At 68.0% G+C, this 18,431-nt stretch carries 20 protein-coding genes and 1 tRNA gene; 12 read left to right on the top strand and 9 right to left on the bottom strand.

Annotated features, from left to right (window positions below; translation table 11 throughout):
* Window positions 1–52 precede the first annotated feature (52 nt).
* Together ABZ664_RS29745 and ABZ664_RS29740 are read right to left on the bottom strand one after the other, a co-directional pair.
* Window positions 53–253: a DUF397 domain-containing protein gene (locus ABZ664_RS29745; protein ID WP_362516823.1), complete on the bottom strand. Its 201-nt coding sequence runs from the start codon at window positions 251–253 to the stop codon at window positions 53–55.
* Window positions 240–1,076, bottom strand: coding sequence for a helix-turn-helix transcriptional regulator (locus ABZ664_RS29740; protein WP_362516821.1), 837 nt, complete (start codon window positions 1,074–1,076; stop codon window positions 240–242). Before ABZ664_RS29740 ends, ABZ664_RS29745 begins: the two co-directional genes overlap by 14 nt.
* Before the next feature lie 1,000 nt (window positions 1,077–2,076).
* Between ABZ664_RS29740 and ABZ664_RS29735 the strand changes: the two genes are divergently transcribed.
* Together ABZ664_RS29735 and ABZ664_RS29730 are read left to right on the top strand one after the other, a co-directional pair.
* On the top strand, window positions 2,077–2,316 hold the full coding sequence (locus ABZ664_RS29735) for a hypothetical protein (protein WP_362516819.1): 240 nt from the start codon (window positions 2,077–2,079) through the stop codon (window positions 2,314–2,316).
* Window positions 2,301–2,633 (top strand): hypothetical protein, encoded by a 333-nt coding sequence (locus ABZ664_RS29730; protein ID WP_362516817.1) that lies wholly within the window; start codon window positions 2,301–2,303, stop codon window positions 2,631–2,633. Before ABZ664_RS29735 ends, ABZ664_RS29730 begins: the two co-directional genes overlap by 16 nt.
* Before the next feature lie 148 nt (window positions 2,634–2,781).
* Here the strand turns inward: ABZ664_RS29730 and ABZ664_RS29725 are convergent, their stop codons facing one another.
* From ABZ664_RS29725 to ABZ664_RS29705, 5 genes are all read right to left on the bottom strand, one after another.
* Window positions 2,782–3,387, bottom strand: coding sequence for an RcpC/CpaB family pilus assembly protein (locus tag ABZ664_RS29725; RefSeq protein WP_362516815.1), 606 nt, complete (start codon window positions 3,385–3,387; stop codon window positions 2,782–2,784).
* Between the two features lie 149 nt (window positions 3,388–3,536).
* Entirely contained in the window at window positions 3,537–4,349 is an 813-nt protein-coding gene (locus ABZ664_RS29720) for an S-methyl-5'-thioadenosine phosphorylase (protein WP_362516813.1), read from the bottom strand.
* 179 nt (window positions 4,350–4,528) lie between these two features.
* Window positions 4,529–4,897: an FmdB family zinc ribbon protein gene (locus ABZ664_RS29715; RefSeq protein ID WP_362516811.1), complete on the bottom strand. Its 369-nt coding sequence runs from the start codon at window positions 4,895–4,897 to the stop codon at window positions 4,529–4,531.
* 172 nt (window positions 4,898–5,069) lie between these two features.
* Window positions 5,070–6,575 carry a potassium/proton antiporter gene (locus ABZ664_RS29710; RefSeq protein WP_362516809.1) on the bottom strand — a complete coding sequence of 502 codons (1,506 nt, stop codon included), beginning with the start codon at window positions 6,573–6,575 and terminating at the stop codon, window positions 5,070–5,072.
* 51 nt (window positions 6,576–6,626) lie between these two features.
* Window positions 6,627–7,268, bottom strand: coding sequence for a 5-formyltetrahydrofolate cyclo-ligase (locus tag ABZ664_RS29705; protein WP_362516807.1), 642 nt, complete (start codon window positions 7,266–7,268; stop codon window positions 6,627–6,629).
* 25 nt (window positions 7,269–7,293) lie between these two features.
* Between ABZ664_RS29705 and galU the strand changes: the two genes are divergently transcribed.
* The 7 genes from galU to ABZ664_RS29670 all read left to right on the top strand — a co-directional run bounded on the left by galU (window position 7,294) and on the right by ABZ664_RS29670 (window position 12,197).
* Window positions 7,294–8,193, top strand: a complete 900-nt coding sequence (galU, locus tag ABZ664_RS29700; protein ID WP_362516805.1) for a UTP--glucose-1-phosphate uridylyltransferase GalU — start codon at window positions 7,294–7,296, stop codon at window positions 8,191–8,193.
* A 5-nt stretch (window positions 8,194–8,198) separates the two neighbouring features.
* Complete coding sequence (gene glp / locus ABZ664_RS29695; protein WP_362516803.1) at window positions 8,199–9,386, top strand: gephyrin-like molybdotransferase Glp; 1,188 nt, start codon at window positions 8,199–8,201, stop codon at window positions 9,384–9,386.
* A gap of 100 nt (window positions 9,387–9,486) precedes the next feature.
* The gene (gene moaC / locus ABZ664_RS29690; RefSeq protein ID WP_362516801.1) at window positions 9,487–9,957 is read left to right on the top strand and encodes a cyclic pyranopterin monophosphate synthase MoaC; all 471 of its coding nucleotides are present in this window, start codon (window positions 9,487–9,489) and stop codon (window positions 9,955–9,957) included.
* 36 nt (window positions 9,958–9,993) lie between these two features.
* Window positions 9,994–10,467 (top strand): MogA/MoaB family molybdenum cofactor biosynthesis protein, encoded by a 474-nt coding sequence (locus tag ABZ664_RS29685; protein WP_362516799.1) that lies wholly within the window; start codon window positions 9,994–9,996, stop codon window positions 10,465–10,467.
* 47 nt (window positions 10,468–10,514) lie between these two features.
* Entirely contained in the window at window positions 10,515–11,168 is a 654-nt protein-coding gene (locus ABZ664_RS29680; RefSeq protein ID WP_350945798.1) for a GNAT family protein, read from the top strand.
* Between the two features lie 124 nt (window positions 11,169–11,292).
* Window positions 11,293–12,066 (top strand): hypothetical protein, encoded by a 774-nt coding sequence (locus ABZ664_RS29675; protein WP_362516797.1) that lies wholly within the window; start codon window positions 11,293–11,295, stop codon window positions 12,064–12,066.
* 57 nt (window positions 12,067–12,123) lie between these two features.
* Window positions 12,124–12,197, top strand: a tRNA-Ala gene (locus ABZ664_RS29670).
* A gap of 57 nt (window positions 12,198–12,254) precedes the next feature.
* Here ABZ664_RS29670 and ABZ664_RS29665 read toward each other — a convergent pair.
* Window positions 12,255–13,214, bottom strand: coding sequence for an ankyrin repeat domain-containing protein (locus ABZ664_RS29665; protein ID WP_362516795.1), 960 nt, complete (start codon window positions 13,212–13,214; stop codon window positions 12,255–12,257).
* 655 nt (window positions 13,215–13,869) lie between these two features.
* Between ABZ664_RS29665 and ABZ664_RS29660 the strand changes: the two genes are divergently transcribed.
* The 3 genes from ABZ664_RS29660 to ABZ664_RS29650 all read left to right on the top strand — a co-directional run bounded on the left by ABZ664_RS29660 (window position 13,870) and on the right by ABZ664_RS29650 (window position 16,006).
* Window positions 13,870–14,766: a polysaccharide deacetylase family protein gene (locus tag ABZ664_RS29660; protein ID WP_362516793.1), complete on the top strand. Its 897-nt coding sequence runs from the start codon at window positions 13,870–13,872 to the stop codon at window positions 14,764–14,766.
* 62 nt (window positions 14,767–14,828) lie between these two features.
* Window positions 14,829–15,416 (top strand): TetR/AcrR family transcriptional regulator, encoded by a 588-nt coding sequence (locus ABZ664_RS29655; RefSeq protein WP_362516791.1) that lies wholly within the window; start codon window positions 14,829–14,831, stop codon window positions 15,414–15,416.
* A complete protein-coding gene (locus tag ABZ664_RS29650) occupies window positions 15,410–16,006 on the top strand; it encodes an alpha/beta hydrolase (RefSeq protein ID WP_362516789.1) in 597 nt (198 codons plus the stop codon). The genes ABZ664_RS29655 and ABZ664_RS29650 overlap by 7 nt, the downstream gene beginning before the upstream one ends.
* A 727-nt stretch (window positions 16,007–16,733) precedes the next feature.
* Here the strand turns inward: ABZ664_RS29650 and ABZ664_RS29645 are convergent.
* Window positions 16,734–17,528 (bottom strand): neutral zinc metallopeptidase, encoded by a 795-nt coding sequence (locus ABZ664_RS29645; protein ID WP_362516787.1) that lies wholly within the window; start codon window positions 17,526–17,528, stop codon window positions 16,734–16,736.
* Window positions 17,529–18,431: the final 903 nt, after the last annotated feature.

The raw sequence follows: 18,431 nt of genomic DNA, 5'->3' as shown, positions 1-18,431 counted from the left end.
TCAACGGTTTCAGGGACAGCTGTCCCTGAAACCGGCGGTGCTTGGCGTCAGGTCAGATCTTTCCGTTGCGGATGCCCGCCAGGAAGTCGTTCCAGGCCGTGGGGGAGAAGGTCAGTGCCGGGCCGGAGAGGTCTTTGCTGTCGCGTACGACGACGAGGCCCGGCAGGTTGGTTGCTACCTCGACGCAGTTGTTGTTGGCTCCACTGAGGCTGGAGGTGCGGAACTCGGCGCCGGACAGATCAGGGGAGATCATGGTCGCTCCTCAACGCGGTGATGAGCGCCGCGGATTCTTTGGGGGACAGGCAAACCTCGGTAAGGCGCTCAAACGTCAGCATAAGTTGCTTGACCTGCTCGCTGTCTTCGACGTACACCTCGCCTGCTGGGCATTCGGCGTAACCGAGATCCGGATCGTCATCGAACAACAGCACTGAGAAGGTCCCCTCCATGCCGCCGTGCGCACCGACCTCCAATGGGAGCACTTGGACCGTGATGTTCGGTTGTTCCATTGCTTGGAGGATGTCGCCAAGCTGACGGGCCATGGTGTCGGGAGCTCCCACGGGATGACGCAAAGCGCCTTCGGCGATAAGGGCGTGCAGTGTTGTGTGAGCACCGAACAGGCTGGTCTTGCGCTGCATGCGGGCATCGACACGGCGTGCCAGCTCAATGTCTGACCGATCGGGATGACCTGCTCGGATGATCTCTCGGGCATACTCCGGGGTCTGGAGCAGGCCGGGGATCAGTAGCGGTTCCCAATGCCGGATCGTCCTCGCTGCCGCCTCGAACTCGACGTACGACCCGGTGAACACGTCCGAGTAGGCCGTCCACCAGCCGCGTCGGGCGACTTCACGGGTGAGCTGCATCATGGCCTCGGTGGTCGCCGTCTCCACGCAGTACAGGTGGCAGATGGCCGCCACGTCCCCGGGCGCTGGAGCGATCTTGCCGGTCTCGAAGCGGTTGAGCTTCGACCTGGACCAGCCGAGTTGTTCAGCGGCAGCCTCGGTCGTCAGGCCGGTGGTCGCACGCAGGGTGCGCAACTCACGGGACAGACGTCGCAGGCGGACCGTGGAGTACTTCATGCGGTCAGTTTGCCGCAGGTCAACCGCCTCTTCTCGCTCAACGCAACAAATTTGTGAGATGGGATTGTCAGCGTGAGATTCTCACGGCATCATGATGCTGGTCACATAGGGTAGCGAGGTTCGAACTTATGGTGACGGGCTTGCGTCCGTGTCACCGCAAGCAACCTTGATACAAAAAACGGACCCGCCACCGGTCTTGCACACCGGTGAAACGGGTCCTTGATCAGGAAGTGAGTCCTGACCCGTGAACAACCCTAGTGCTCCGGTGCTCGACCGGAGTGTGGTGAGCGGCTGCGGCTGTTTCGCCGATGCACCGCCGTTGCCGATGGGGTGTGCCGCCTGCGGGCACGCTCCCTACGCGCACGGTTGCCCCGGCCGGCCCGCCGATCACGAGTACGCGCAGCCCTCGGGCGCCTTGATGGACATCCGCCTGGAGGTCCGTCGTACGGGGAACCGCTCCATGCCCTGCTTCGAGCCGCTCGCCCCCGCCTGCCCTGCCGAGGTGATTCTCTCGGTGCCCGCCCAGCGGCCCGCGGAGCAGGTCCAGGTCCAGGCCGAGGTTCAAGCCCAGGCCCGGGCTGCGGAGGACATCGCGCCGGTGGCCGTTCAGCGTCTTTCCCGACTTCACGAGTCCTGTCCAACCCACCGACTCCGGTCAGGCGCCGGGCGGCCTCGCGCGGCCCACCCGAACGTGCTCCACCCGAACGCGTCTCACCCGAACGTGCCTCACCCGAACGTGCCTCACCGGAACGCGTTCTGCTCGAACGCACCACACCCGAACGTGACCCGCCCGACCCGGACACCCCCGCCCTTCAACCCCGAGCGCCGCCCCAAGCGAACAACCGCCCGCACCCCGTGCCGCGCGGCGCTCACCCCGTCTCCGTACCGGCCGCCCGGCCCGTACGGCTCACCCCTCCGTGTTCTCGCCCGTTCCACAAAGCGGGCCCGTCCACCGCTACCAACGACCGGACGGGCCCTTGATCGGATGGAGGTCCAATCAATGAACGATGGTAGGTCCAGCGCCCCCGAACCGGCCATCCCCGGCTGGCGGCTGATCCTGAGTGACGCCGGACGGCTGTGGGCCAGCCGCGAGGAGCCCTTCTCGTCGATCGCGTTTCACGCCGGAGCCGAACGGACCGTCGACGCCGACACCCTCGACGCCCTCCAGGCTGAGACCGACAGGCAGGAGAGCATCGCGAGGAAGGCCCAGGAGCAGGCCGCGGGATGGGGGATCTCGTGATCCGCCGCCTTCCGAACAGGCGGGTCTCCGCTCGCGGGCGTCACCGTGACGGCCTGATCGCCACCCCCGTCCCCCACTACACCTGGGACCACCAGGCGCGCGCGGAGGCGGCGCTGCTGCAGGTCACCTGGCCGGGCTGGGCCGTACTCTACGGCACCGGCAGCCGCCTCTTCCACGCCATCGCCACCTGGCCCACCCCGGAACCGCTGCTGCTCTGCGACCGGACCGTCGAGGGCCTGAAGACTCAGATGCGCGAGGCCGAGATGACCGCGATCGTCCAGCGCTGGGCGATCACCGGGACGACCGACCGTCCCTGAGCGGGTACGGCGGCCGGGGCAGGTCCCGGCCGCCGTACCCTCGTCGGCCGTCGTGAGGTTCACCCTGTACGGGAGTCGATCGTGATGGGGAACCGTCGGGAGACCCCCTGTGCGTGAGTCAATCATGACGGAGGGCCGTCGGGAGACCTCATCCCGCGCGGGGACCGATCGTGATGGAGAGCCGCCCGCCGGCCTGGGCGGAGGCCAACTCGGTGGCCTGGGCCGGCGTGGTGGCCAGCACGACGAGCGCGCCCCGCTCCGACTCCCCGGCCGGGGTGGCGAGGACCGTGACGTCCTCGGCCACGACGGTCGCCGGGGCGGTGCCCTCCCACGCCGAGGTCGCGGCGAGCACGTCCACCACGTCACCCGGCGAGAGCAGGCGCGCGGTCTCGGGATCGGCGACCCGTACGGGGGTGGCGACCGTTCCCCGGCCGTGGGCGGCCAGCAGGCCGGGGCCGAGCAGGCGGACGTCCGTCAGCGGCTCCCCTCGCCTCGCGGGACCCGTCAGGACCTTTCCCGCGAACGGCGTGCCGGGCCTCAGGACGCCGTCGGGGACCGTACCGGGTCTCAGTGGAGCCGGTATCAGGTCGGCCGCCCCCAGCACGCCTCCGGACAGATCCCTCGCGGCGACCAGGACGGTCACCGAGGCGGTGTCCTGGCGCAGCGCGAGGATGGCGCAACCCATCGCCGAAGCGGCGACGACGGTCGCGATGAGACGGTGACGACGGCCGAGGAAGCGGCGCAGAGCGCGCATGGCTGACTCCAGGAGTGGGGAGTCGGGCGGCGCGGTGCCCGCGATGGGTGGGATCGCTCCGCGAAGTGGCGGAGTGGCGGTGGACCAAGGCCAGGCCGCTGCGGCCCGGCGCGACTACGGCCCGGCCGCCACGGCACAGCACGGCACGGTCAGCCGGGGAGCTCGAAGGGGAGCTTGAGGCCGTCCAGGACGTTGGGGCAGGGGCAGGTGCGTTTTTCCGGGAGGGCGGCCACGACGTCGCCGATGAGGGAGCGCATGCGGCCGACATTGGTGGCGAAGAAGGAGAGGACCTCCTCGTGGGTGACCCCCTCACCCGCCTCCACCCCGGCGTCGTGGTCGGTGACGAGGGAGAGCGTGGTGTAGCAGAGGGCGAGCTCGCGGGCGAGGATCGCCTCGGGGAAGCCGGTCATGCCGACGATCGACCAGCCGTTGCCGCTGAACCAGCGGGACTCGGCGCGGGTCGAGAAGCGCGGACCCTCGATGACGACGAGGGTGCCGCCGTCGACGGTCTCCCAGCCCTCGGCGGAACGCGCGGTGGAGATGGCCGCCGCACGGCCCAGAGGGCAGTAGGGGTCGGCGAAGGAGACGTGGACGACACCGCCCTCGTCGTAGTAGGTCTGCGGGCGGCCGATGGTGCGGTCGACGAGCTGGTCGGGCACGACCAGGGCGCCGGGACCGATCTCGGTACGCAGGGAGCCGACCGCGCTGGGGGCGAGAACCTGGCGGACGCCGAGGGAACGCAGCGCCCACAGGTTCGCCCGGTAGGGGATGCGGTGAGGTGGGAAGCGGTGGTCGCGACCGTGGCGGGGCACGAAGGCGACCGAACGCCCTCCGATGCGGCCGACGGTGACGACGTCGCTGGGCGGGCCGTACGGCGTGGTGATCTCGACTTCTGTGGCGTCGTCGAGCAGGGAGTAGAAACCAGAGCCGCCGATGACCCCGATGTCCGCGCGAGTGACCATGAAGCTGAGGCTAGCGCCACGAACCGACCCCTGAGGACCCCCGATGACGGCCTGTGGATAACCGAGTTCGCCGGGTAATCATCGGGGGTTGAAGAGGCTGAGGGGGTTGAGGGCGGGGAGGGGGTGAAAGGGCTGGGGACGGGGGCAAGAGGGCTGGGGAACGGCTCCGGGCGGGTGGCTCAGGAAGCCGCCGCGGCCGTGCTGCTCGCGGCCTTGGCGGGCTTGGAGTCCGACGAGGTCGAGGAGCTCGAAGAAGACGAGGACGACGAGTCGGACGAGCTCGACGAGTCGGAGGACTTCGAGGAGCCCGAGTCCGAGGAGCCCGAAGCGCTCGACGAGCCGTTCGCGGAGGCCACGGTGCTCGACGACGACGATCGGCTGTCGGTCCGGTAGAAGCCGGAGCCCTTGAAGACGATGCCGACCGCGGAGAACACCTTGCGCAGGTCGCCCGCGCAGCTCGGGCACTCGGTGAGAGCATCGTCGGAGAACTTCTGGACGATTTCGAACTGGTGGTTACAGGCAGTGCAGGCGTACTGGTAGGTGGGCACGCTCTCCTCCTCGTGTGATCCGCGCCGATTGGCACTCTAGTGGCGCGACTGCTAATGGTATGCAGCTGACAAGCTTAAACGCGAGCCGGAGTCCTCGCATTCCGTAGCCCGATTCCCATCAGATGTGACCGAATTCGAGGCGAACCCCCTGGTCAACAGGTCTATCGGGGTATCAAGTTCCCTGTTCGCCGTACCATCCGGCGAGCTTGCCCCTGCGGCTGATCGCCCGCATCCGGCGCTCGACCACGTCCCGGCAGGCGGCCGTGGCCACGACGAGGAGCTGATCGTCGACCCTGATCCTCGTGGAGTCGGCGGGGACGAACGAACGGCCTTCCCGCACGATCAACGTCACCTGGGCGTCCCTGGGCAGCCGCAGCTCGAAGATCTCCACGCCGTGCAGCTTGGACGTCGGCGGCACCTTGACCTGGAGCAGGTCGGCGTTGAGCTCCTCCAGCGGCGCCGACTCGACCTCCAGGTCACGGGCCTCCTCCGGCCTGGTCAGCTTGAGGAGTTTCGCCACGAACGGCAGCGTCGGCCCCTGCAGCAGGGTGTAGACGATGACGATCACGAAGACCTCGTTGAACATGAACTTGGCGGTGCCCTCGGGAACGGAGTCGGCCGCCCACGGGATGGTCGCGAGCACGATGGGCACCGCGCCGCGCAGCCCGGCCCACGACAGGAACGCCTGTTCCCGCCAGCCCAGCCGGTCGATGCGGAGCAGCCGGGTCAGCAGCGAGGAGACGATGATCGACGCGGGGCGGGCCACCGCGACCAGGATCAGCCCGGCCACCAGGCCGGGCACGATCGAGGACGGCATCTCGGAAGGGCTGGCCAGCATCCCGAGCATCACGAACAGGCCGATCTGCGCGAGCCAGGCCACGCCCTCGGCGAAGCCCCGCGAGGCCGCGCGGTGCGGCATCTGCGAGTTGCCCATGACCAGCGTCGCGAGGTAGATCGCGAGGAAGCCGCTGCCGTGGAGCAGCACGGCTCCCGCGTAGGCGACGAACGCGAGCGCGAGCACCGCGATGGGGTACAAGCCGGAGATGGGCAGCGCGATGCGGCGCAGCGCGTACGCGCCGAGCGGGGCGACCGCGAGGCCGACGGCGGCGCCCACCGCCAGCTCGAAGAGCACGTCGACCAGCGCCACCCCCAGGCTGGGAGAGGCGGCGGTGCTCAGCAGCATGACGGCGATCACCGTGGGGGCGTCGTTGAAGCCGGACTCGGCCTCCAGGATGCCCGCGAGGCGCGGCGGCAGGGGCAGGCGGCGCAGTACGGAGAAGACGGCGGCGGCGTCGGTGGAGGCGAGGATCGCGCCGAGCAGGAACGCGGTCCGCCAGTCCATGTCGAGGATGAGGTGCACCGGGACCGCGACGGCCGCGATGCTCACCCCCACGCCGACGGTGGCGAGCACCAGGGAGGTGGGGATGGCCTCTTTGACGTGGCTCCAGGTGGTGGTCAGGCCGCCCTCGGCCAGGATGATCGCGAGCGCGATCATGCCTATCTGCTGCGCGAGCTGCGGGTCCTCGAACTGTAACCCGAACCCGGTCTCGCCGACGATCAGCCCGAAGCCGAGGAAGATGAGGAGGCTGGGCAGTCCGCTCCGATGGGCGACGCGCACCGCGACGATGGCCGCGATGACGATCCCGGCACCGAGAAGCAGCCAGACGTCCAGTCCCATCTGGCCCCCTCTCTCACTCCGGGGACCATTGTGTCGTATTCGAAAAGGCCGTCACGCCCTTGCGGCGGCGGTCCTGAAGATCCCCGAGGGGGTCGCGGCGTAGCGGACCGGGACGTCGTGGGGCTCGGCGGGCACACCCTCGAAAGCGCCCTCGAAAGCGCCGTCGAGAGCATCGTCGAAACCACTGTCGCGAGCGCCGCCGAGCAGCTCGCCCTCGTGGAGCAGCGCCACCGTCGGCACGTTCGGGCCGACCCTGGCCAGTGCCCGGTCGTAGGAGCCCCCGCCCCTGCCCAGCCGTACGCCGGTGGAGACGTCCACCGCGAGCGCGGGCACGATCACCAGGGCCGCGGTCCTGACGGCGTCGACCCCGCGCCTGGTGTCGACCGGTTCCATGATCCCGAAACGGCCGGGGGCGAGGGTGTCCGGGCCGTCGTACACCGCCCAGTCGAGATCGTCGTCGTCGCGGAGCACGGGCAGGATCACGGTCGCGCCGTGTTTCCACAGGGCGAAGACGAGCCCGTGCGTCGCGGGTTCGGTCCCGATCGACCAGTAGCACGCGACCAGCCCGGCCATCTGGACCCAGGGACGGTCCAGCAGGGACTCCCTGATCTGGACGGAGGCCGCATGCCGCTGCTCGTCGGACATCGAGGCGCGTGCCCCCTCGATTGTGGTACGCAGCGTCTGCTTGTCCACAGGTCCCTCCACTATGGTTTTGGTTATGGCCGACTTCGAAGCTGTGACGAAAGCCGTCGTTCCCGCAGCGGGTATGGGCACCCGTTTTCTCCCGGCGACCAAGGCGACGCCCAAGGAGATGCTGCCCATCGTCGACAAGCCCGCGATCCAGTATGTCGTCGAGGAGGCGGTCTCCGCCGGACTGCTCGACGTCCTCATGGTCACCGGGAAGAACAAGCGTTCCATCGAGGATCACTTCGACCGGGCCCACGAGCTCGAGGAGATCCTGGAGGCCAAGGGAGACGACGAGCGACTCTCCCAGGTGAGAGAGCCCGCCGACCTGGCCATCCTCCACTACGTACGGCAGGGCAAGCCACGCGGCCTCGGCCACGCGGTCCTGTGCGCCAAGCAGCACGTGGGGAACCACCCCTTCGCCTGCCTGCTCGGCGACGACCTCATCGACCCCCGAGACGAGCTCCTCAAGCGCATGATCGAGGTGCGTGGCACGTACGGCGGCAGCGTGATCGCCCTCATGGAGGTCCCCCAGGAGCAGGCCTCCCTGTACGGCTGCGCGGCCATCGAACCCACCGGCGAGGACGACGTGGTCAGGGTGACCGACCTGGTGGAGAAGCCCCCGGCGGACGAGGCACCGTCCAACTGGGCCATCATCGGCCGGTACGTGATCGACCCGGCCGTCTTCGAGGTCCTGGAGAACACCCCGCCGGGACGCGGCAACGAGATCCAGCTCACCGACGCCCTGCGGACCCTCGCCGGGCGCGGCAGCGACCAGGGCGGCCCGGTGCACGGCGTGCTGTTCAGAGGCCGCCGCTACGACACCGGTAACAAGATCGACTATCTGCGTACGGTGGTGCAGTTCGCCGCCGAACGCCCGGACCTGGCGCCGGAGTTCATGCCCTGGCTCAAGGAGTTCCTGGCCTCGCGATGAGTTCCATGAAATCAGTCGACGACCACCTTTCCGACATCCTGGGCACCGTGCGGGTACTCGCCCCGCTGGAGTTGGAGCTGGAACGGGCACTGGGCACCACGCTGGCCGAAGAGGTCACGGCCCCGATCCCGTTGCCTCCCTTCGACAACTCCGCGATGGACGGCTACGCCGTGCGGGCCGAGGACGTCGCGGACGCCCCGGTGACGCTCCCGGTGATCGACGACATCGCGGCCGGAGACGGCCGAGTGCAGGCCATCGGCCCCGGCATGGTCATGCGGATCATGACCGGGGCCCCGATGCCCGCCGGGGCCGACGCGGTGGTCCCGGTCGAGTGGACCGACGGCGGCACCGCGCAGGTCACGATCAGCCGCCCGGCCGAGAAGGGGAACGCCGTCCGCAGGTCCGGAGAGGACGTGCGGGCGGGTGACGTCGTCCTGCCGGAGGGCACCCCGATCGGGCCCGCGCAGCTCGGGGTGCTCGCCGGTGTCGGCCGCCGCAGGGTTCTCGTACGGCCACGCCCGAGGGTGGTCGTGATCTCCACGGGGGCCGAGCTGGTCGAGCCCGGCCTGCCCCTGGGAGACGGCCAGATCTGGGAGTCCAACAGCTTCACCCTCGTCGCCGCCGTCCGCGAGGCGGGCGGCGAGGGCTACCGGGCGGGGATCGTCGGCGACGACGCCGCAGAGTTCCTCGACCAGCTCGACGCGCAGCTCCTGCGAGCCGACCTCGTGATCACCAGCGGCGGCGTCTCGATGGGGGCGTACGAGCCCGTCAAGGAGGCGCTCGGCCCGCTCGGCACGGTCCGCTTCGAGCGGGTCGCGATGCAGCCGGGCATGCCCCAGGGCTTCGGCGTGGTCGGCGAGGACCAGATACCGATCTTCGCGCTGCCCGGTAACCCGGTCTCGTCGTTCGTGTCGTTCCTGCTGTTCGTCCGGCCCGCGCTGCGCAAGATGAACGGCCTGCCCGATGAGCCCACGCCGACCGTACGGGCGGTCACCACGAGCCCGATCCGCTCACCCGCCGGCAGGCGCTCCTACCTGCGCGGCGTGCTCGGCCGCGACGGTACGGTCGGCCCGGTGCGCGGGCAGGGCTCCCACCAGCTCGCCGCCCTCGCAGCGGCCAACGCGCTGATCGTGGTACCCGAGGACGTCACCGAGCTTCCCGAGGGTGCGGACGTGGAGGTCATGCCCCTGTGAACGAGCGGGAGCGGAGCTTTTGAACGAGCAGGACCGTGGAGGTCACCTCTCCCCGAACGAGCGGGAGTGGAGCCTTCTGAGAAGCGGGGAGCGGAGCGAAGTGACTGGATTCACCCACATCGACGAGACCGGCGCGGCGCGCATGGTGGACGTCTCGGCCAAGGACGTCTCCCTCCGTACGGCGACCGCGACCGGCAGGGTGCTGCTCTCCGCCGAGGCCGTGGCGCTGCTGCGCTCGGGCGAGGTTCCCAAGGGCGACGCGCTCGGCACCGCGCGGATCGCCGGGATCATGGGCGCCAAGCGGACCCCCGACCTGATCCCGCTCTGCCACCCCATCGCGCTGCACGGGGTGAAGGTCGAGCTGACCGTGGCCGACGACGGCGTGGAGATCATGGCGCGGGTCAAGACCGCCGACCGTACCGGCGTCGAGATGGAGGCGCTGACCGCGGTCTCCGTCGCCGCGCTCGCCCTGATCGACATGGTGAAGGCGGTCGACCCGGCGGCCGTGATCACCGATGTCCGCGTCGAGGAGAAGACGGGCGGCAAGACGGGGATCTGGACCCGTCCCTGAGAGACCGGACCCCCGAGATCCTGGGAGAATGACCCCATGAGAGCTCTGGTGATCACCGCGTCCAACCGGGCCGCCGCGGGGACGTACGAGGACACCTCGGGGAAGCTGCTCGCCGAGCTGCTCGCGGCGGCCGGGTGCGACGTGGACGGCCCGAGGGTGGTCCCCGACGGCGATCCGGTCGAGGCGGCGCTGCGCTCGGGGGTCGCCGAGGGGTACGACGTGATCGTCACCACCGGCGGCACCGGTCTGACCCCCGCGGACCTCACCCCGGAGATGACCCGGCGGGTGATCGACAGGGAGGTCCCGGGCATCGCCGAGGCCATCCGCCACGTCAACCGGGACAAGGTGCCCACCTCGATCCTGTCCCGTGGGCTCGCCGGGCAGGCCGGCGGCACGTTGATCGTCAACCTGCCGGGCTCCTCGGGAGGGGTACGCGACGGTATGGGGGTGCTGTCTCCCGTGCTCAGGCACGCCGTGGACCAGATCAGGGGAGGAGATCACCCCCGCTGACCCGTCTGCCCGGCTCACATGGCACGACGGGCACTCTTGGGGGGATGATGGAGGGCGTGGATCGACTTCGTGGCTGGCCGGTGACCCTGACGGAAGGCCCGGTAGGACTTCGGCCGCTGCGACTGCGGGACGTACGCGTCTGGCGGGAGTCGCGGCTGCGCAACGCGAACTGGCTCCGTCCCTGGGAGCCGAGCAACCCGGAAACCCCCCTCTTCAAGACCGGTCTCGGTCCCTACGTCTCCATGGCCGGAACCCTGCGCAGGGAGGCCAGGCAGGGGCTCGCGCTGCCGTGGGTCGTCACCTACGAGGGCGCCTTCGCGGGGCAGCTCACGGTGGGCGCCATCGTCTGGGGTTCGGCGAGGTCGGCCCAGATCGGCTACTGGGTGGACGGCGCGTTGGCCGGTCGCGGGATCATCCCCACCGCGGTCGCGCTGGCCGTCGACCACTGCTTCTTCACCACCGGGCTGCATCGTGTCGAGGCCAATATCCGCCCAGAGAATCACGCAAGCCGCAGAGTGGTTGAAAAGCTAGGTTTTAGGGAAGAAGGGGTCAGACGTCGACACTTGCACATCGATGGCGCCTGGCGTGACCACATCTGTTACGCGCTCACGGTCGAAGACGCGCCAAGAGGGCTGCTCGTACGGTGGCGACGGGACCGTGAGGCAGCCGCCCACGGCGGCACTCCCCACGAAGAGGTTTGAAGATCTCGCGACACACCGCATCGAATGCTCGTCAAATAGTGACACGCGGTCTTACGGTGCGTGACATGAGCAGATTGAGGACGCCGGGAGACCACCCGTGTCCTCACGCTGCCCGGAGGTGGTCGTGAGCAGCGGCGTCGTTCTCTATCTGGCCATTGTCGTCATGTGGCTGTGCGTGCTCGTGCCCATGTGGCTGCACCGCGACCGCAACACCCTCGTCGAGACCCACAAGGACGCCGAGCCGTACGCCTACGACGAGCGGGTGATCGACGAGGACTCCGCCGAGACCCTCGCAGAGCCCCTGCCCGTCCCCTCCGCAGACCCGTCCTCTCCGCCCCCTTCGCCCTTGAAGGAAGACGACGCCGCGTCGTCCGGCGCCGAGGAGGTGCGCGCTGCCGAGGATGCCCCTGCGGGCGCCCAGGCCGCATCGGAGCCCGCGGCCTCCGGGGCCGCGGCGACGCCCGTCGGACCCTCGACAGGGAAGCCCTCGACCGGCAGGGCCGCCACCGGTGGCGGTGTCTCCGAGCGTCGCCGTGCGGAGCTGCGCCGCAGGGGCAAGCAGGTGGCCAAGCGCAGGCGCCTCACGCTCTGGTGCGTGCTGCTCCTGCTCGCCTCCGTGGTGACGGCCGCCGTCCAGGTCATCCCCTGGTGGGGCGTGGCGCCCTCAGTGGTGCTCCTGGGGATCTACATGGCCATCCTCAGGGTCACGGTCCAGATCGACGTCGAGCGGCGCGCAGCCATCGCTCAGGCCCACGCGGAACGTGCCAAGCGTGCCCGCCGCCGCGCCGCCCTGCTGGAGGCCCAGCGCCCCGTGGCCGAGATCATCGACCTCGCCGCGCACCGCGACGAGCTCTTCGACCAGTACGCGGAGACCCCCCGCCGCGCGGTCGGCGACTGACCCGCGCTCCGGATGGCGCGAGTGCTCTCGGAAGTTTGCTAATCTAGTCCACGTCTTGGGGATGTAGCGCAGTCCGGTAGCGCACTTCGTTCGCATCGAAGGGGTCAGGGGTTCGAATCCCCTCATCTCCACAAGACGAAAGGCCCGATTCCAGATCATGGAACCGGGCCTTTCGCCATTTCCGCAGGTCAGGTCCACCAGTCTCGTTTGGGCAGCCTGAGCCACGTGGCGGACGAGCCGATGATCGGCCCGGCGTGGGCCAGGCGCAGATCTGCGCCGGCGCAGCAGAACGCCACGGGGTGGCCGCGGTAGAGATAGGCGGCGAGGATCTCCTCGGCAAGAGCGTCAGTGGGAACGGTGTAGGCAACGCACGGTTCCCAGGCCGTGATGACGGCGCCGTCTCGGGCGACGTCTCCGCTACTGCCGCCCTTGGGATTGGCGTACATGCTGTAGCAGACCGTGCCCGGTGAGACGCGCTTGATGACGCCGGGAGTGGACGCGGTGTTTCCCCAGGGTTGGGTGATGACGCAGCCGCCCGGCACGTCCGTGATGCCGATGATCAGATCGGCGTCCGGGGTGTTCCACCAGGCCTCGTAAAGCGCTTCTATGTCCACGTCGTCGGCAGGTGCGGCTTCCAGTCGCGCTGTCGCCTCGGTCGCGCTGACGTCGGCCACGCAGGCCAGGCTCAGGCCGTCGTAGTAGAGGTCTCCCAGCGCGGGGATCAGACGTCCGGCTTCGGCCACGGCGGCTGCCTCGGCTTCGGACAGACCGGCATCCGGTGAGGGGAGGGGGAAGAGGTGGGGAGTGGGGCCGGCCAGGCTGAGGCGGCCGGGGGACCAGCCTGCCATCATGGGGCGCCACGGGTCCGCCCCGGCGGAGACGAGGGCTCGGGCGTTGTCCGTGCGGCCTTCGAAGACGGCCATCCACAGGGCAGTGCGGCCTCGATTTTCCGCGTCGACGTCATCGACGCGCGTGGCCAGCTCGGCGACCACTTCAGGCGAGCCGCGATCAGCCGCGGCGTGTAGCGGCTTTTCGAAGACGGGCACGTCGGAGTTCGGATCGGCACCCGTGGCGAGCTCGGCGCGGACCAGGTTGAGATCCGTCCAGTCGTTGACGCCCCACCATCTGACATCGTCGGTAGCAGCCATGACCCTCCTTGAGCGAACATACGGGACGTATGAACACCGATCATGACGTGCGAGGCCGACACATTCAGGCCGGTGCCGCGGTCGGTCTACGGAGGGTGCCCTCCGGCGGTCATGGCCATACCGGCCTGTGGGCGGCTGGGAGAGTCAGCGAAAAGTCAGCGAACCCGCTGACACGAGGGCGCACCGTCAATCAACGGACGTCATCGTCACAGCACCTGACGGCACCTGACGGCATCCGATGACCGGAAGCGGGACGCCCCACCGGGGTTCGCATCGAAGGGGTCAGGGGTTCGAATCCCCTCATCTCCACAGGGGGCCGTTCTCGAAACGGCTGGACTGAAGTTGACGGGATCCCGTCTGATTATCGCGATCGGGCGGGGTCTCGTCGTTTCAGGGGTTTCCGAATCGGGTTCGCCCTGGTTTGGGAGCTGCGGAGCAGGGGTCCGGGAAGGCCCGGGTGATGTCAGGGCGCTGGTGGAGGCCGAAGTTCGCGTCGCTGGGCATGGCGAAGTCGACGCCGGGCTGGGTGTTGCGACACGGTGATCTGAAGTGCGGGTTATGGGACGGGTGGTGGCCTGCTCCGGCCCGTGAGCGGTGAACCTGGGGAAGCGAAATCCGAGTGCACGCCGGGATCTCCACCGGTCACTCTCTTTGAATGCAAGAACACGCCGCGGAGCCGGACCCGCTCTCGTTTCCCTCGACTCAGCTACTGGGCTTTCCCGCGGATGCGCGGGTGCTCTTCGTCAACTGCGACGACCTGGGCATGCACCACGACATCAATATTGCGGTGATCGACTCCATCGAAACGGGAATCGCCACGTCCTGCAGCCTGATGACACCCTGCCCGGCCGCGCACCACGCCATGCAACTGCTCAGCCGGCGGCCCGAGATCCCCTTCGGTGTTCACCTCACCTTGGTCTGTGACACGCCCCACTATCGGTGGGGACCGCTGGCGTCGAAAGAGAGGGTTGCCTCGCTGCTCGATGAGCAGGGACTGCTGTTCACCGCCACACCCGCCGGACGTGCCGCGCTGCTCGCCGGCGCCCGCCTCGACGAGGTCGAGATCGAGTTCCGAGCACAGATCCAAGCAGCCTTCGACGCCGGGCTCAGTCCGACACATTTGGACTTTCACTGCTTGGCCGACGGTGGCCGCGACGACATCTTCGACCTGACTGTCGCACTGGCCGCAGAACACGGCCTGGCCGTACGAGCCTGGTTGCAACCCGCGCGGCAGAAGATCCGCCAACAAGGCATGCCTGTTATTGACCACCCTTTCCTGGACAGCTTCTCCCTCTCCACCGACGAGAAAGGGGCCCAGTACTCCCACCTGTTGCGCGACCTACCGGCTGGACTCAGCGAATGGGCGGTACACCCAAGCCTGGGCACCCGCCAGACCCGCACGATCGACAGCGGCTGGCTCGTGCGGCGAACCGACTACGAATTTCTCACCTCGGCGGCTGCCCGCGACCTCCTCCATCAGCACAACATCACCCTGATCGACTCCCGCCTGATCCAGCAGGCCTGGTCACGCTCCAGCCGCCCCAACCGATAGTGGCGGGAAGCGATCGGGAGTATCGTGTGAACATAAAATCACATTGTTCATATGGAGATGCTATGCCACCGGCGTTCTCCGAGGAGGAGCGGGCGCGGATCACCGAGCGGTTGCTCGACACCGCTACCCGCCTCTTCTCGACCCAGGGCCTGCGCAAGACGTCACTGGAAGAGCTGACGACCCCTGCGGGCATCGCCAAGTCCTCGATCTACGCCTTCTACGACTCCAAGGAGGAGCTCTACTTCGAGGCCATGCTGCGGCAGTACGAGGGGGTGCGGCGGCGCGTGATCGACGAAGGGCTCAACCGCGGTACCGACACCCGCGACCGCCTGCGGCGCTTCCTGCGCGCCACGGTCGCCGAACTCGACACCAACCCGCTCTACCGGCGGCTGATGTCCCACCCCGAGGAGATGGCCGTAGTCGCCGCCAAGCTCACCCCCGAGCGGATGGCCGCCGCCGGGGGCGGCCCGATGGCCGAGCTGCTCCAGTTTCTCGGCACCCATCTGGAAGGCGATCCGCAGGTACTACTCGGCGTGCTGCGCGCGGTCCTGCTGACCCCGCTGTACGCCGAACACCTGGGCGTCGACATCTATCCGGCCGTGATGGACCGCCTGATCGATGCTGTCACGGAAGGGCTCACCTCATGCTGAACGACCTGCCGTACCTGTCGGCCGGCAAAGGACCACCCCTGGTCGTCCTGCTCTACACCCCGCAAGCGGCCAACCCGAGAGGTTTGGCACGCTGGTCCACGATGCGGCTGGTGCAACCGTTCACCGAACATTTCACCGTCTACGTCGTCAATCGCCGGCCCGGGCTGCCATCGGGCACGACGATGGCCGACCTCGCCGCCGTCTACGCACAGGCGATCAGAGGCATCTCTGAGGGCCCGGTGAACATGCTGGCCATCTCCACCGGCGGATCCATCGCCCTCCAACTCGCGGCCGACCATCCCGGCCTGGTCGACCGCCTCGTCCTGGCCGGTACGGCCTGCACCCTCGGCCCCATCGGCAGGCGAGCCCAGCGTGCCTACATCGAGCGCTCACGCCAAGGCAGGCGGCCGAGCCCCGCGCTGGCCGAGGTCGTCACGGAATCGACGATCGGCCGAGGCTGCTCGAAGGCCTGCTGCGGCTGTCTGACAGCGGTCACCAAGACCACACCGACGCCGTCGTCGTCCTCGACGCCGAGGATGGCTTCGACCTGCGTGAACGGCTGCACGGCATCAAGGCGGTCACGCTGCTGATCCAGGGTGACAGGGACCTGGTCTATCCGCTGGCACTGGCCCGGCAGACGGTGAAAGGCATCCCGGACGCCCAGCTCGTCGTCTACCCGGGCCGAAGCGACAGCGGCACGTTCACCGACCAATGGTTCGCTCCGGACGCCTTGGCCTTCCTGACGGACAGTTGATCAACGCACGCTGAACCCCCGAGGGCTCGGCTGGGAAAAGATCACGGCCATCTCGGGAAGCGATCTTGAAGCTCTGCCTCGACCGCAGATCACACCCGCTCGTGAACACCCCACAGGGGGCCGTTCTTGAAACGGCTGGACTGAGGTTGACGGGATCCCGTCTGATCATCGCGATCAGACGGGATCTTGTCGTTTCAGGGACCTCCGAATCGGGTTCGTCCTGGTTTAGGAGTCGCGGAGCAGGGGTCCGGGAATGCCCGGGTGATGAGGTCGCTGGTGGAGGTCGGAGTTCGCGTCGCTGGGCATGACGATGCCGGCTCTGGGCTGGGTGTTGCGACCAGGTGAAGCGTTCTTGCTGCCATCAGCGTCCAGGGCCTTCGGCCTAACGTCACCGAGCGCTACTCGACTTCAGCAGGTTGTTCTGGCCTGACCGACAGGCATTCATGACCACCAGATGTGCAGCACTCAGGGGGAAGCTCAGTCTCTGAGAAGGAACGCAGAAAGCCCGAGTCCGCAGAACTCGGGCTTATCTGTCAATGACCTGCCGCAGCGGAAGGAACCCGTTAGGCGACGCGGGACACCGGTGCGGTCCAGGTGTTGCACGCGGCAGGGGAAGCGCTGGCGAAACCTCGCTGCAGCCAGGCGGCCCGGTTCTTGCCCGTGCCGTGACTGCGTTCCTTGTTGACCTTCTCATCACCACTGCCCCGGTAGTGGTCCACGACCTCCTTCCAGTCCTGGTCCCGGTAGTTCTGCGACGACCAGACGCTGGCCATGAACACCGCTCCCAGGCAGTCGGCCTGCAGTTCCAGACGGCGGCTCTGCGCCAGCGCCTGCGCCTTGCTGCGGGCAGGCATTTCTTTGTAGGCGGTCCACATGCCGGTGAGGTTCTGTACGTGGTGGGCGTACTCGTGTGCGATCAGGTGCAGCATCACCGGGTCGGCCGGTGCTTTGACGGCGTAGTCGCTGATCATGATGACCAGCCGCTGCTCGCTGGTGCAGTAGCGGCCGGTGTTGTACCTGCTCCATGCTGACCCACACGCGCGGCCGGGTTTGGTCATGAACTGGATTGTCGGCTTCTTGAAGGCCAGGCCCGTCTTCTTCAGCTGCTTGGACCATGAGGCGTTCAAGCAGCCCAGCATCGCCGTCAGGTGCTTTTTCGTGGCGGCGACGCTGCCGGAGGCTTCGGGGTGCTGAGCGCAGGGCAGCGTCAGTTTGCCGCTGCGATACAGCGGATTATGGGTCAGCGCCTTGGTGCCGGTGGGAGCCGGCGTGCCGACACTGGCGTCGGCTTGGGCGGTGCCGGTAAGCAACAGGCCAACCAGAACCCCGGCCAGCAGGGCGATATGGGGGGTACGCATGAAGCAGAACTGTATAGAAGGGGCGATAAACCCTGGAGCCGAAAGGTGCACCGTTCTTGATTCCATCCCGATGGATCGTCGGGAGCAAGCACCGCACGCTCCTCACTGGAACCGGTCAGCGGGGCATTGAGCAGCCGTGCATACCACCTCGCGTCGTGTTGGCTGACCTTCCGATTGAACATCGAACACCGGGATGTGTAACTCGCTTAGCGAGATGACGATGGGGGTCCCGGCGGTGACGGGGAGCGCTTTTCCGCCTTCCGACGCTGCCGGTGTGGAGAAGGCCGGCCTCGGGCTTGCCGACGATCTGGACAGTGTCGGCGGCTGCCTACGCCCGCCCTGACGTGCGGGCGCACCCACATGTCCAAGCCGCCCTCCATGAGCAGGTGCCTGCCTGCCCTTCGGAGTCGGCATACGGTACGGACTGTTCACTCGCGGTGTCCCCGCAAAGGAGGAACATTCCATCTGCCCCGTCACCGGCAATCGCCTCCGGGGCATCACCTGATCGCGGCCTGACCACTTCGACGTGCTCGGTGCGGGAGACGTCGAAGTCGAACGGCCATGTCAGTGACTCGGCGGCCGCCGGAGTGTGGTGAATGAGGTCGAGAAGGAGGTTCGGATGCGCCACGGTGAGCACTCTGACAACTCGCTGCTCCTCGACTTCAGGGAAACGATCATCTTCATTTCGGGAAGCGATCTTGTAACCCCCTGTTCCGCCCCGGATCACCCGTACTCGTGAACACCCCATAGGACGAAGGACCCGATTCCAGATCATGGAACCGGGCCTTTTTGCTGTTCAGAGGTTATGAGGTCGCCTCGTTCTCCGGGGGGCGTACGGCCTCCGAAGGAACTTCGCGGACCGGGATCAGCGAAAAGTCGACGACCACCGTGCGAACCTTGTTG

The sequence above is a fragment of the Streptosporangium sp. NPDC006930 genome (assembly GCF_040635605.1).
Lineage (GTDB): Bacteria > Actinomycetota > Actinomycetes > Streptosporangiales > Streptosporangiaceae > Streptosporangium.
This window is presented reverse-complemented; position numbering and strand designations above follow the sequence as displayed.

Bases quoted from the DNA above. Each gene is read 5' to 3' on its own strand.
- ABZ664_RS29745 (WP_362516823.1), bottom strand. From the start codon at position 253: ATGATCTCCCCTGATCTGTCCGGCGCCGAGTTCCGCACCTCCAGCCTC.
- ABZ664_RS29740 (WP_362516821.1), bottom strand. From the start codon at position 1,076: ATGAAGTACTCCACGGTCCGCCTGCGACGTCTGTCCCGTGAGTTGCGC.
- ABZ664_RS29735 (WP_362516819.1), top strand. From the start codon at position 2,077: ATGAACGATGGTAGGTCCAGCGCCCCCGAACCGGCCATCCCCGGCTGG.
- ABZ664_RS29730 (WP_362516817.1), top strand. From the start codon at position 2,301: ATGGGGGATCTCGTGATCCGCCGCCTTCCGAACAGGCGGGTCTCCGCT.
- ABZ664_RS29725 (WP_362516815.1), bottom strand. From the start codon at position 3,387: ATGCGCGCTCTGCGCCGCTTCCTCGGCCGTCGTCACCGTCTCATCGCG.
- ABZ664_RS29720 (WP_362516813.1), bottom strand. From the start codon at position 4,349: ATGGTCACTCGCGCGGACATCGGGGTCATCGGCGGCTCTGGTTTCTAC.
- ABZ664_RS29710 (WP_362516809.1), bottom strand. From the start codon at position 6,575: ATGGGACTGGACGTCTGGCTGCTTCTCGGTGCCGGGATCGTCATCGCG.
- galU (WP_362516805.1), top strand. From the start codon at position 7,294: ATGGCCGACTTCGAAGCTGTGACGAAAGCCGTCGTTCCCGCAGCGGGT.
- glp (WP_362516803.1), top strand. From the start codon at position 8,199: ATGAAATCAGTCGACGACCACCTTTCCGACATCCTGGGCACCGTGCGG.
- ABZ664_RS29685 (WP_362516799.1), top strand. From the start codon at position 9,994: ATGAGAGCTCTGGTGATCACCGCGTCCAACCGGGCCGCCGCGGGGACG.
- ABZ664_RS29680 (WP_350945798.1), top strand. From the start codon at position 10,515: ATGGAGGGCGTGGATCGACTTCGTGGCTGGCCGGTGACCCTGACGGAA.
- ABZ664_RS29665 (WP_362516795.1), bottom strand. From the start codon at position 13,214: ATGGCTGCTACCGACGATGTCAGATGGTGGGGCGTCAACGACTGGACG.
- ABZ664_RS29660 (WP_362516793.1), top strand. From the start codon at position 13,870: ATGCAAGAACACGCCGCGGAGCCGGACCCGCTCTCGTTTCCCTCGACT.
- ABZ664_RS29655 (WP_362516791.1), top strand. From the start codon at position 14,829: ATGCCACCGGCGTTCTCCGAGGAGGAGCGGGCGCGGATCACCGAGCGG.
- ABZ664_RS29650 (WP_362516789.1), top strand. From the start codon at position 15,410: ATGCTGAACGACCTGCCGTACCTGTCGGCCGGCAAAGGACCACCCCTG.
- ABZ664_RS29645 (WP_362516787.1), bottom strand. From the start codon at position 17,528: ATGCGTACCCCCCATATCGCCCTGCTGGCCGGGGTTCTGGTTGGCCTG.